General features: G+C 69.5%; 14 protein-coding genes. 3 read left to right on the top strand and 11 right to left on the bottom strand.

Annotated elements, in window-relative coordinates; translation table 11 throughout:
• Nucleotides 1–38: 38 nt before the first annotated feature.
• Nucleotides 39–1,073, bottom strand: a complete 1,035-nt coding sequence (locus tag EDF47_RS17430) for a 5'-nucleotidase (RefSeq protein ID WP_243650019.1) — start codon at nucleotides 1,071–1,073, stop codon at nucleotides 39–41.
• A gap of 509 nt (nucleotides 1,074–1,582) precedes the next feature.
• Here EDF47_RS17430 and EDF47_RS17425 point away from each other — a divergent pair.
• Nucleotides 1,583–2,521 carry a hypothetical protein gene (locus tag EDF47_RS17425; protein WP_131846322.1) on the top strand — a complete coding sequence of 313 codons (939 nt, stop codon included), beginning with the start codon at nucleotides 1,583–1,585 and terminating at the stop codon, nucleotides 2,519–2,521.
• Here EDF47_RS17425 and vsr read toward each other — a convergent pair.
• From vsr to EDF47_RS17390, 6 genes are all read right to left on the bottom strand, one after another.
• Nucleotides 2,511–3,365 (bottom strand): DNA mismatch endonuclease Vsr, encoded by an 855-nt coding sequence (gene vsr / locus EDF47_RS20250; protein ID WP_243834079.1) that lies wholly within the window; start codon nucleotides 3,363–3,365, stop codon nucleotides 2,511–2,513. The genes EDF47_RS17425 and vsr overlap by 11 nt on opposite strands.
• A 95-nt stretch (nucleotides 3,366–3,460) precedes the next feature.
• Nucleotides 3,461–5,017 carry a PTS transporter subunit EIIC gene (locus EDF47_RS17410; RefSeq protein ID WP_131846321.1) on the bottom strand — a complete coding sequence of 519 codons (1,557 nt, stop codon included), beginning with the start codon at nucleotides 5,015–5,017 and terminating at the stop codon, nucleotides 3,461–3,463.
• Between the two features lie 59 nt (nucleotides 5,018–5,076).
• The gene (gene murQ, locus EDF47_RS17405) at nucleotides 5,077–6,000 is read right to left on the bottom strand and encodes an N-acetylmuramic acid 6-phosphate etherase (RefSeq protein WP_133938800.1); all 924 of its coding nucleotides are present in this window, start codon (nucleotides 5,998–6,000) and stop codon (nucleotides 5,077–5,079) included.
• An 8-nt stretch (nucleotides 6,001–6,008) separates the two neighbouring features.
• The gene (locus EDF47_RS17400) at nucleotides 6,009–6,914 is read right to left on the bottom strand and encodes a MurR/RpiR family transcriptional regulator (RefSeq protein WP_133938798.1); all 906 of its coding nucleotides are present in this window, start codon (nucleotides 6,912–6,914) and stop codon (nucleotides 6,009–6,011) included.
• Between the two features lie 197 nt (nucleotides 6,915–7,111).
• Complete coding sequence (locus EDF47_RS17395) at nucleotides 7,112–7,699, bottom strand: hypothetical protein (RefSeq protein WP_133938796.1); 588 nt, start codon at nucleotides 7,697–7,699, stop codon at nucleotides 7,112–7,114.
• A 9-nt stretch (nucleotides 7,700–7,708) separates the two neighbouring features.
• On the bottom strand, nucleotides 7,709–8,365 hold the full coding sequence (locus EDF47_RS17390) for an NUDIX domain-containing protein (RefSeq protein ID WP_133938794.1): 657 nt from the start codon (nucleotides 8,363–8,365) through the stop codon (nucleotides 7,709–7,711).
• A gap of 91 nt (nucleotides 8,366–8,456) precedes the next feature.
• Between EDF47_RS17390 and EDF47_RS17385 the strand changes: the two genes are divergently transcribed.
• Complete coding sequence (locus EDF47_RS17385) at nucleotides 8,457–9,398, top strand: ADP-ribosylglycohydrolase family protein (RefSeq protein ID WP_133938792.1); 942 nt, start codon at nucleotides 8,457–8,459, stop codon at nucleotides 9,396–9,398.
• Between the two features lie 147 nt (nucleotides 9,399–9,545).
• Here EDF47_RS17385 and EDF47_RS17380 read toward each other — a convergent pair whose 3' ends face one another.
• The 4 genes from EDF47_RS17380 to EDF47_RS17365 form a co-directional block, all read right to left on the bottom strand.
• Entirely contained in the window at nucleotides 9,546–10,022 is a 477-nt protein-coding gene (locus EDF47_RS17380; protein ID WP_133938790.1) for a DUF4395 domain-containing protein, read from the bottom strand.
• Nucleotides 10,019–10,483 (bottom strand): thioredoxin family protein, encoded by a 465-nt coding sequence (locus EDF47_RS17375; protein ID WP_133938788.1) that lies wholly within the window; start codon nucleotides 10,481–10,483, stop codon nucleotides 10,019–10,021. Before EDF47_RS17375 ends, EDF47_RS17380 begins: the two co-directional genes overlap by 4 nt.
• Before the next feature lie 262 nt (nucleotides 10,484–10,745).
• On the bottom strand, nucleotides 10,746–11,117 hold the full coding sequence (locus EDF47_RS17370) for a hypothetical protein (RefSeq protein ID WP_133938786.1): 372 nt from the start codon (nucleotides 11,115–11,117) through the stop codon (nucleotides 10,746–10,748).
• Between the two features lie 18 nt (nucleotides 11,118–11,135).
• Nucleotides 11,136–11,735 (bottom strand): TMEM175 family protein, encoded by a 600-nt coding sequence (locus EDF47_RS17365; protein WP_133938784.1) that lies wholly within the window; start codon nucleotides 11,733–11,735, stop codon nucleotides 11,136–11,138.
• A 33-nt stretch (nucleotides 11,736–11,768) separates the two neighbouring features.
• Between EDF47_RS17365 and EDF47_RS17360 the strand changes: the two genes are divergently transcribed.
• The gene (locus EDF47_RS17360) at nucleotides 11,769–11,987 is read left to right on the top strand and encodes a DUF1653 domain-containing protein (RefSeq protein WP_166673261.1); all 219 of its coding nucleotides are present in this window, start codon (nucleotides 11,769–11,771) and stop codon (nucleotides 11,985–11,987) included.
• The last annotated feature ends 41 nt before the right edge of the window (nucleotides 11,988–12,028 follow it).

Genomic DNA, 12,028 nt, shown 5'->3' with positions numbered 1-12,028 from the left:
GCGGCTGGCACGGAGGCCAGGTCGGAGCGAGATCGAGACTAGCTGGCGAGATCGTCTGGCTGGTCCTGCGGCTCGCGGTTCACCGGCTCTTCCGTGTCAGCCGCGACGTTGGGTGGCGTCCCCTTCGCCGCGTTGACGATCCCGAAAGGGACGTGAACACTCGGTACTTCGTTGGCCGCCCCGCGCAGGTGATCCACTTGGTCGTCGAAGAAGATGTGCGGACGGAGGACTCGCAGGATGCGGGCCTTCTCGACACCGCCGAGGAAGAACGCATCGTTCACCCGGAGGCCCCAACCCTGCAGAGTCCGAACGACTCGTTCGTGTGCCGGCGCATTCCTCGCGGTCACGATCGCGACGTGAACGCGACGGTTGTAGGTCGGATCGGTCCCAACCAAATCCTCTTCGATGTCCTGGATGCGATTGATCCCGCGCAAGAACCGTGCCATCAACCCCTCCGGCATCGCTTCGTCGGTGTGAGAGGCCTCGTTCTCATGGAAGGCCGCGAGATCGGAGGCTTGCATGATGCGCTCGGAGGAGTCGTCCGTCAGCACACCGTCGAAGTCGAACGCGATGCGTAAGTCAGTGCCGGTCGGATCCTCTGCCGGCGTGCCGACAACGCGACCGGCAGGCAGGCCGCGGTCGATCGCAGCTCGGACGTCGTCGTCATTGGCGGAGAGGAACAACGACATGTTGAGCGCCTCCATGTATTCGTGCGACGACCGGCCCTGCATGAAGATCGCCCGCGAGATTGCGAGGTCGTGCGCTTCGAGTGACCGCATCACTCGTAGTCCCGTCTCCGGGTCGTTCCGGGAGAGGATGATCACTTCGACCAACTGCCCACCGTCCGGGCGCAGGTCGTTGAGAGACAGCAAGCGGCGGATGAACGGGAATGCGACGCCCGGGAGAAGTGTGTCGTCGAGGTGCTCTTCCTGGTGCTTCCGGTACTCGTCCTCCCCGTACTCGCGGAAGATCTTGTCCGAATCGGACAGGTCGAACAGTGCGCTCGAGGCGACACCGACGACCAACATGTCGTCTAGAGCGAAAGGCATCTCTGTTCCTTGTTTGGTGCTCATGTTGAGCGAGTCGAGGTGTGTTGTGAGGAAGGAGAATCAGCGGCAGCACTAGATGCGCCGAAGTTGTCATCGTCAGTAAGCGTGCGTCGCCACCCAGAGCCCGTCGCGCGCCCGTGTCATACCCACGTACGACTGCCGCCGCTCGAGTTCCCGGCGCTCCCGCTCGGCCTCGCTCATCAACTCATGGGTGTTGAGCGGTCTCGGCCTCGGTGCCCTCGGCGATCTCGTAGCGTCCCGCCTGCTATTCAGCTTCGTCCGCCTGCCGCCGGTGTTCGTCGGCGCGGCTGCGGAGTCGTCGAGCTTCTGCCCCTGCAGAGGTTCCGGCGATGGCCATGGTGGTGCTCCCCGAGGAGTGTCCTGATCACACCGGCGTCCCCCTCGAACCCTCCGGTACTGCAACATCCTCTCTCGTGAGCAACTGTCAAGGGAGCTCCCCGTTCTGGGGGGCTGCTCAGCGTTCGAGCAGTTCGTCGGTCGTCGCCTAGCGTTTCCATAACGAGGGGATGGAAATGGTCTGGGACATCCCGATCGGCACGAGCATCGGACGGCGCGAGCTGCACAGCCGTCTCGGCGGTGGCAGCTGGCAGGACGGCATCACGCGTGTCGTGAAGACGAACGAGATGCTCGTCTTCACGAACGACGGCGGCGGGGAACATGGCTACGGCGTGCACGAGGGCCTCCGCGGTGACGGCCTGTTCCGCTACAGCGGGCAAGGACAGAACGGCGACCAGACGCTGACCGGCAACAACAAGGCGCTGGCGGATTCCGAGGCAATCGGTCGCCCCATCCGCGTGTTCCGGGGTCAGGGGACCGTGACCTACGTCGGGAGCTTCGCGCTCGCTGATCCTCCCTACAGCTGGGAGCGCTTCCCCGGGACCGGCTCGTCTCCTGAGCGGGACGGACTGGTGTTCAACCTCGTTGCCGTCGACGCGGACACGTCGCTCTTGCCTGCCCTCGTCGACGAGGCCGGCGACCCTTCCGGCCGCGCGTCAGCGATCGGTGCCTCTTCAGCCACGTCTGCCTGGCAACCGCTCGACTTCAGCGAGTACCAGGTGCGGCGGGTCGAAGAAGGCGAGTCGATGCGATCCGTCTCCCGTCGCGAGTTCGAGCTGCAGACCCGGTTCGGCGAATGGCTCCGTGCTCGGGGTGATGATGTGCAGGTGCTGCGTCTCACGGACGACGGTGTGACGATCGTGCCCGATCTCTACGTCCCGACGATCGGCCAGGTCGTCGAGGCGAAGAAGTCGACCGCGCGGGCGTACGTCCGAACCGCGATCGGGCAGGCGCTCGACTACGCGGCGGTCGCGAGACGTCACGGTCTGGCGGTGACACCGGCGGTCCTCCTGCCTTCCGAGCCCCAACCCTCGATGTTGGAGCTGTGCACCTCGATCGGGATCACCGTGTGGTGGCCGATATCGAGCGGTGGCTTCCGGGAGGTCAGGCCGTAGCCGCGGCTCTGCTCAGGATCCTCACTGTGGGCAGATCTGGCTCGGCCCAACCGAGCGAGCCGAGTTCGGCGGGGAGGACCCAGCGCAACTCGTCGTGGTCCGTGCTCGACGTCGGTCCGTCCGCGGCCCAGGCGACTCGGTATGTGGCGAGGTCGATGTCGACATTGCCGACACGGGTGAGGGAGCGGTCGATCGGTTCGCCAACGACGACGTCAAGACCGAGCTCTTCGTGGAGCTCGCGTCGCAGGGCTTCGGCAGCGAGCTCTCCCGGCTCGACCTTCCCGCCGGGGAACTCCCATTGGCCCGCCGCTGGTCGATCACGTGCCCTTCGACATGTGAGTACGCGACCGTCAGGCCGAGTGAGTACGCCGGCCACGACCTCGATCATGCGTTCCATCCTGCCTGAGAAACTCAGCGCGGTACGAGCGATTGCACCCCATTGATCCAGGGCGTGCTCGACGGAGGCGGCTGCCTCCTCGGGACGTTCGTGCTCCCAGAAGCGCAGCACCCGCCAGCCTTCCATCACCAAGATCGCCTGGTTCTGTGCGTCCCGCTGACGATTGGCGAGCAACTTCCGACGCCACAGCTCGGCGTTCGCCTTCGGAAGGTGGGCGTGCTCCTCACAAAAGTGCCAGAAGCACCCGTCGACGAAGACAGCGATCCGCGCACGTGGAAACACGAGGTCGGGTCGAACGCGGCACCGACTGCTCACGCGCCGATCGACGAAGAACCGTCGCCCTCGGCGGTGCAGTTCACGACGAAGTGCGAGTTCGGGCGCGGTGTCTCGTCGACCAAAGCGCGCCATGTGCCGCCGACGAGCATCGTCTGCTTCCCACTTCTCCACGCTCCGATCCTCACCAAGTATTAGATGAGTTGAGGATCCGAGCGGTGATCTGTGGACGGACCGACGATGGACTGCGATGTGGGGGAAGCGGGCGATCAGCGCGAGTCGGCCGCAGTCGCTCCGACCGGCGAGACCGGCACATCGAGGGGCGCATCCGGAGCCACGGGATCACCGGACGGCACTGACGACTGCGCCTCCAGATCCGCCCTCACCGACTCCGACACCCCGAACAACAACGTCGCCACGAACCCGACGACGTACGCCACCACGAGTCCCGACCCGTACCCGAGCAACGCCCACCCGTACCCGGACGAACCATTCAGCAGCGGGATGAGCGATAGGTCCGACGCCCCGATGGCGATCGCCCCGACGGAATGCCCGAGCTGGTCGAAGAGCCCGACGACACCGCCACCGAACGCGCCACCGATGCACGCGGTGATGAACGGCCGACCGAGTGGGAGCGTCACGCCGTAGATCAGGGGCTCGCCGACACCGAGGAACCCGGCCGGCAGCGCACCACGGATGGTCCGCACCAGGGAGGCGTTCGAGCGGAACCGCACCCACAGCGCGATGCACGCACCGATCTGCCCGGCGCCACCCATCGCCAGCACGGGCAGCAGCACGGTCCACCCGGTCTGGTCGATCAGGGTGGTGTGGATCGGGATGAGCCCCTGGTGCATGCCGGTCATGACGAGCGGCAGGAAGAGGCCTCCGAGCACGAAGCCAGCGAAGGCCCCACCGTTCGCGAGCAGCCAGGTCGCCGCGGTCCCGATCGCAACGGAGACGACACCGGCGACGGACATCAGGATCCCGAGGGTGATCGACCCGGCAACGAGCACGGTCACAGTCGGCACGACGATGAGCGCGATGACGTCGGGGGTGACCTTGCGCATGAAGCGCTCGACGTAGGCGGCGAGGATGCCGCCGGCCAGAGCGCCGAGCACACCGCCCTGCCCGGGGGCGAGGGTCTCGCCGAACACGGTCACGTTCGCGACCCCGGCAGCGACGATGATGCCGCCGACAGCGCCACCGAGGATGGGCGTGCCGCCGAACTCCTTCGCGGCGTTCATCCCGACGAAGACGGCGAGCAGGGACAGGAAGCCTGAGCTCAGGACGCCGAGGAACGGCGTCACCCCGGGCAGCCACCCGAGGTTCGTCAGGATGCCGTTGATCCCGGCGATCAGACCGCAGGCGATCAGTGCGGGGATGAGCGGGATGAAGATCGCGGAGATCTTCCGGATCGCACGCATAGTGCGGCCGTCGGAGCGGGACCGTGCGGACGCCTTGATCGACGCGCCGCGAGCGGCGAGCTCCTCGGGTGACGCACCGGACGCACCGGATGCACCCGACTCGGCAGCGGCACTGGATGCACCGGACCCACCAGCCGCAACCGACGGGGCGGCCGCGCGCAGGGCCTCCAGGTCGACGGCCACGCGATCGACGAGACCCGGGCCGAGCACGATCTGCAGGTTCGAGCCGGCCGCCAGCGCGGCCATGACGCCGTCGGTGGACTTGAGCTCGTCGAGCGCGACCGCGTCGGTGGACACGACCTCGACGCGCAGGCGGGTCATGCAGTTCTCGACGTCGGCGATGTTCGCGGAGCCTCCGACGGAGTCGAGGATCTGCTGGGCGAGTTGCTGTGCATCGGGCATTGCTGTGCTCCTCGGGGGAAGGAATCGAGCGGAAGGAAAGCGGGGAAAGGGGAAGAGGTCTACAGCACGGCGCGCAACGAACCGGAAGCACCGACGAGGCGCTCACGGGCCGAAGCAGCCGAGGCGCCGGTGAGGATCACGGCGATGGCGGTCTTCACCTCGCCGTCCGAGGCATCGAGCGCCGCCTGGACGTCGGCGGAAGCAGCGCCGGTGACGTCCTGCACGAGCGAGAACGCCCGGGCGACGAGCTTCGCGTTCGTGGCCCGGACGTCGACCATGCGGTTGCCGTACGTCTTGTGGCTGCGCACCATCGCGAGCGTGGTGAGCATGTTCAGCACGAGCTTCTGCGCGGTGCCCGCCTTCAGGCGGGTCGACCCGGCGATGAACTCGGGGCCGACGACGACGTCGATGGCGATGTCCGCCTCGCGCCCCGCGGCCGAGTCGGGGTTGCACGCGACGGAGACCGACAGGGCGGAGCGGCGACGGGCCTCCAGGATGGCTGCGATCACGTAGGGCGTCCTGCCGGACGCGCTGATCCCGACGACCACGTCGTCGGCCGTCAGGCCGAGCGCGTCGAGGTCGCGGACGGCGGCTGCTTCGTCGTCCTCCGCGCCCTCGACGGCGGTGGTCAGGGCGACGTCGCCGCCGGCGATGAGCCCCACCACCTGGCTCGGGTCGGTGCCGAAGGTGGGTGGGCACTCGCTGGCGTCGAGGACGCCGAGCCGGCCCGGCGTGCCGGCGCCGACGTAGACGAGTCTGCCGCCGCGCGCGAACGCTGCGGCGATCGAGTCTGCCGCCAGGGCGATGGCCGGGAGGCACGGCTCCAGTGCCGCAGGCACGCTGCGGTCGCCAGCGTTCATGCGCTGGGCAGCTTCGAGCGTGGAGATCGTGTCGATGTCGTCCAGTGAGTGGTCGGTCGCCTCGGTGGTGAGGGCGGCGAGCTCGCCGCGGAGGGCGTCGTGGCTGTCGTGCTTGGTAGTCATGGTGGTGCTCAGTTCCGGTGGTGGGTGCGGACGGCGTCGCGGCTGCGCGCGAGGAGCGGCTGGGACCGCTCGTCGGTGCGCTGCGCGACGACGATGAACAGGGCGTCGACGATGGCGAGTTGGCTCATGCGGCTGCCCATGGCGGCGGGGCGGAGGGCGCTCTCGGCACCGGCGACGCCGAGCAGGACGTGGTGGGCCGTGGTGGCGAGCGGGGCGTTGGCGTGGCCGGTGATGGCGACGATCGTCGAGCGCTGGGCTGCGGCGGCGTGGGCAACCTCGAGCGTCTCGGTGGTGGAGCCCGAGTGGCTGACGAGCACCAGGACGTCGTGCTCGCCGATGACGCTCGCGAGGGTCAGGGCGTTGTGCGGGTCGTCGGCGATCGAGCTCACGATGCCGATGCGTTCGAGCTTGAGGTGGAGGTCCCGCGCGACGATGCCGCTCGCGCCGACGCCGTACAGGACGACGCGGCGGGCACTGCTCACGGCTGCGGCCGCTGCTTCGAGGGCGTGCGGGTCGAGCGCGGCGCGGGTGTCGGCCATCACGGCGCGGACGTCCTCGGTGACCTTCGCGATGACGGTGGCGACGTCGTCGTCGACGGCGACCCCGGCGTGGATCTCGGTGTGCTCGCGCTCGTGGATACCGCGCTCGACCGCCCGGGTCATGCTGCGCTGCAGGCCGGCGAAGTTCGCGAAGCCCAGGTGCTGGGCGAAGCGGGAGACGGTGGCGGGGGAGACGCCCGCGCGGCCGGCGAGTTCGGCGGCGTTCGTGGTGGCTGCGGCTGCCGGGTCCTCGAGGACGGCGTCGGCAATGGCGCGCATGCTCGACGGCATCGTGGCCGACTGGGTGCGGACGAGGGCGAAGGCGTCGGCGCGCTCGATCCGGTCGGGCCGCTCTGACTGCTCGGTGATCGTCATCCCGCTATGAAAGCGTCTTTCGTGAGCGAGCGCCAGGGGTGAAAGTAAATTGCGTGTTACGGGTGGCCGGGTGGCCGGGTGGCCGCGCGGCGGGGCTCGCGCGTTCAGTGAGCAGAAAAGGTTGAGTCGTCGCGCCGGACTCGACGTTTTCTGCTCACTCGATGAGCGGCGGACGCGAACCTGGGCGGTCGTGCGCGTCAGGCTTGCGGGGCCGGGGATGCCTCGATGGTCGCCGCCCGCAGGTACCGCCGCGACCGACGTACTGCTCGCAGCAGGATCGGCGTCATGATCAGTGCGGTGATGAGCAGTGCTGCGCAGAGGAACCGGGGGAACGCCGAGCCGGAGACGTCCTCGTCAGCGAGCATCGGGAACTGGGCGCCAGCGATGCCGAGGTAGAGCAGGAGGAACTGCGCGAGGGCGAGCGGCTGGTAGGTGGAGAGCAGCAGTGCATGCTCGCGCGCCCGGAGGGCGAGGTCGGACTCAGGCGGCTGGATCGGGCTGCCGGTCTTGATCGCTTGCGTCACCATGCGCTTGCCCGCAGGGGAGAGCCCCGCCGTGGTGGCTTGCATCGCGGTCGACATCCCGATGGTCGTGGCGAGGATCGAGAAGGTACCGGTCAGGCCACCAACGGCCGCGCCGAAGCCGACGACGGTGAGGACTGCGACGGCGCCCGACTCGGTCGTGGCCAGCAGCCCGCCGATGACGGCGCCGACGACGGCTCCGAGCAGTGCGAGCAGGGTCGTCCGTCGCCAGGCGCGGCGTGCTGTCAGTTCGAGTTCCCCCATGCCTCCACCCTACGAGCGGATCGCCGTGTACCGCGTCGCCGGCTTCCCCGGCCCGTCCGCGCGCTTCGTGTCCGTCGCGACCAGCTTCGGCAGCATGGCTCGCCGGAACGAGTCCGGCAGGAGGCGCTCGCCGAGGACCGCCTCGTGCAGCTGCCGCAACTCCGACATCGTGAACGGTTCGTCGAGCAGCCCGTGCGGATCCGGGGCAGCGCTGTGGACGGACCGGAGCCGAGCGACCGCGAACTCGAGGATGTCGTCGTGCCCGTGCACCATCCCGCGCGCCTCGAAAACCGGCGTGAGTCGCACCTCGGGCTCGTCCAGGTCCAGGTCCAGAGCATGAGCCGGCACCACGTCGAGGTGCGCCACCGACAGCACCCACCCACGGTCGTCCCGCGCCGGATCGTCGAACACGTGCAGCTGCTCCGGCGCGAGCCCCGTCACGCCCGCCTTCGTGGAGAGTGACCGCAAGACGGCCGAAGCCAGCCGCTCACCCTCGTGCACGAACGTCCCCGGGAGTCGCCAGTCGCCCTCGGTGGCATCGCGGACCTGCACGACGGACAGTGGTCCGCCCGCGGGGACGGTCAGCACCGCGGTGTCCACGGCGACGGAGGGTCGCGGGTAGTCCGTCAGGCGTCGGCCGCTCGCGTCGCGGTACTCGTCGGTCATGCCGGTGAGTTTACGCACGCTTGCGCAAACGTGACGAGTGGTGCAGGATCGGTTTTACGCAATCTCGCGCAAACCCGATCTGGAGGTCCACATGACCACCCCGCAGATCCACGACCGAGCAGTCGGTGCCGTCCTCGGTTCCGCTGCCGGCGACGCCCTCGGCGCCGGGTACGAGTTCCGACCGGCAGTGCCCGAGCCGACCCCGATCACGATGACCGGCGGCGGCTCCTTCGGCTGGGCGCCGGGGGAGTGGACCGACGACACGAGCATGGCCGTTCCGATCCTCCGCACGGTCGCCCGCGGCGGCGATCCGGCTTCGGAGCCAGCCCTCGACGGCCTGGTGGCCGCCTGGGCAGCGTGGTCGGTCAACGCGCCCGACGTCGGCATCCAGACGCGCAACGTGTTGACCGGTCTGGAGGCGCGGATCGCCTCCGTCGCGCGGGCTTCGGCCCGGCAGGAGCACGAGTACAAGGGCCGCTCCGCCGGCAACGGGTCGCTCATGCGGACCGCACCGTTGGTGCTCGCCTACCTGCGCGGTGACGTCGGCGAAGAGGAACGGCTCGCAGCGGCGGCTCGCGCGATCAGCGACCTGACGCACTACGAGTCCGACGCGGGGGACGCGTGCGTGCTCTGGTGCGTGGCGATCCGGCACGCGGTGCTGACCGGCGAGCTCGACGTCCTGCGTGGCGTCGACCTGCTCGACCTCGACCGGCGCCGAGTGTGGGTGGACCGGATCGTCACGGCCGAGCACTCACAGCCGGTGGACTTCACGGAGTCGAACGGGTGGGTGGTGTCCGCGCTGCAGGCCGCCTACGCCGCGGTGCGCCGGAGTTCCTCGCTCGAGGACGCCCTGGTCCGCGCAGTCCGCACCGGCAACGACACCGACACGGTTGCTGCGATCGCCGGCGGGCTCGCAGGTGCGCTGTACGGGGCGTCGTCGTTGCCGGCTCAGTGGCGGGAGCTACTGCACGGCTGGCCGAACCTGCGCGCCGACGACCTCGTCGCGCTCAGTGAGCAGGCGCTCGCCGTCTGACCGGACCGGCGTCGGAGGCTGCCGTGGGGGGAGCCTCCGCCGTCGGGCTGGTCGTTCTCGTGGGGCCGGCCCACCGCTCTGGAGGCGACCACATCGGCAGCGCGGGTGGCGGGGCGGAGGTGAGCCGGGCCTCCCGGTCGACCGCCGTCAGGCGATGCCGCGTCGCGGACGGAACACGCCCGCACGGACCAACCACACGTAGAGCAAGCAGCCGATGCAGACGTCGAACACGGCGTTGAGGAACGCGGCGATCAGGGCGACCGCGGCGCCGATGGGGGCTGCGTACGGCACGCCGAGCAGGGCGAGGAGCAGCGCCACGGCGGTGACGAACAGGCCGACCTGCTGGGCGAAGGTCGGGGGTTCAGGAGCCTCGAGCTCGGCGGGCGGGGCGAGCCTCGGCCGGACGAAGCGACGGAAGAGCGCGCCGTAGGGGTGGCGGCGGATGCCGGCGATGCCGCCGATCGCGAAGAGCACCACGATGACCGCGAGCAGGACGATGCCGACGACCCATGTTGCGGGGATCAGCGTCAGGACGATCGTCAGGGCGAGCAGGACCGTGGTGATCGCGGCGCCGAAGCGTGGGGAGCGGGGGTCGATGCCTGCTGCGGCAGGGGCGGTGGTCATCGGGACTCCTGTGGGCCGGTGAGGACGGTGTCGAGGGCTGCGGCGAGCTCCGGTGGGCGGGGTGGCCCTCCGAAGCGGGTGCGGACGGCGTGGGAGCCGTCGACGAGCAGGACCGTGGGGGTCTGCAGGACGTTGAAGCGCGTGGCGAGGTGCGGGTGCTCGGCGAGGTCGATCTCGAGCCGGGTCACGCCGGGGTGCTGCGCTGCGAGGCTGTCGAGCTGGCGGGCCGTCGCCGGGCAGCGGGCGCAGGTCGGCGTGGAGAACTGGACGAGGGTGGCGCGGGTGCCGAAGGCGGTCGGGGGAGCGATGTCGGCGACCCTGCTGTCGGGGCTGGCTGGCGTGTTGCGCGCGCGGCCGGTCTGGGGGACCGCTCGGCCCGTCCTCGTGCGCAGGAGCAGGCCGATCACGGTGGCGAGTGCGAGGACTCCCGCCAGGACGGCGACGGCCACGATGACGGTCATGCCGTGACGGTACGTCGTTCTCGTGCGTCCGGGGGTGAACGTGACCGAACGTGACGGTCTCGGTGGGGTCGGACGATCGTGGAGGGGCTCGCGTCCGGAGGTCCGACCGGCCGACCGGCCGGCCGGTCGACGGCGCCTAGAATAGGCATACCATTCAAGGGAGCGCGACCGGGACCAACGCCTGGACCGCCGCCAAGGGCGGCGCGCGGCGGTCGCCGGACGCGGTGGACCGGTGACGTGACGCGGGCGGACTCGCGTGTCGTCAAAGCGCGGCGCGCGCCCGGTCGATCCGCTCGATGAACGCTCGAACGCCCCAGATGACGAAGGTCAAGCGTTGCCCGTCCTGCAGCACGACCTGCATCTGCCGCGAGACGTTGCGTGAGGTGTCGTGGAGCTCCGCGATGGAGTCGAGCGGGATGCCGAAGGTCGGCCGGACGAAGTTGAACGGGTGCGCGCTGAACCAGAGGACCGCGGGGGTCAGGGTGAGTCGGCCTCCCGCGGCTTCGTGGCGGCGCATGCCGAACGGGCCGGGTGCTGCGATCGACCGGACCAGGCCGGCCTCCGCCGCCGCTTCGTCGATGACGAAGTTCGCGTTCTTGCGTGCCAGTACGGTCTCCGCGTCCCCCAGGCCCATGCGCTGACCGTGCCGTGCTCAGACGCGGCGGAGCAGCCGAGCGACCGTGCCCTGCAGCACGAGGAGCAGGGCCCAGAGCAGGCCGATGCTCGGGAACACCACCGACAGGACCAGAGCGAGCGACAGCAGCCCGGCGGCGATGAGCCCCCGCGCCGAGTCGCCCAGCGGCGTGGAGAGCAACTCGGGGTTCCGCCGGAGCACGAGTTCGATGCCGGTGAGCGCCAGGCTCGTCACGACCATGCTGCCGAGGTACAGCGCATGGGCCACACGGTCGTCGTTCTCGCCGCTGTTGAGCAGGTTCGCGGCGAAGGGCAGGAACACGATGCTGATGAGCCACACGAAGTTCAGCTGCATGACCCGGGCGTTGTAGGAGCGGACATGCTCGAACACCTGGTGGTGCAGGATCCAGAACCGCGAGATCAACCAGAACGTGATGAGGAACTCGAGCAGGGCGGGCCAGTGCTCCCGGAGGAGGTCGCCCGCGCCCTCGCCGTCGCGCAGGTCACTGGCGATGTCGACCAGCGGCAGGATCAGGAGCGTGATCGCGATGGCGACCGTGGCGTCCGAGAAGTTGACGAGTCGGTCGAGGCCGCGGTCCGTTCGAGCGTGCTCGGTCATGGCCCGAGTGTAGGAGCGCTTAGGGTCGCGGGTGTGAGCGACGACGTGACTCCTGGCCGGTACCGCCACTTCAAGGGCAACGACTACGAGGTGCTGCTCGTCGCCCGTGACGTCGAGACCGAGGAACCGGTGGTCGTCTACCAGGCGCTGTACGGCGAGCGGGGGCACTGGGTCCGGACGCTCGCGGACTTCACGGCGCACGTGACCCGCGACGGGTACGACGGGCCGCGGTTCGTGGCGGTCGCCGACTGATCGCGCACGGCGCCGGTGTCGGCGGGCGGCCCTAGGCTCGC

The sequence above is a fragment of the Curtobacterium sp. PhB190 genome (assembly GCF_004365385.1).
Lineage (GTDB): Bacteria > Actinomycetota > Actinomycetes > Actinomycetales > Microbacteriaceae > Curtobacterium.
The sequence above is the reverse complement of the archived record's forward strand: the minus strand, read 5'-3'. Positions and strand labels throughout refer to the sequence as shown.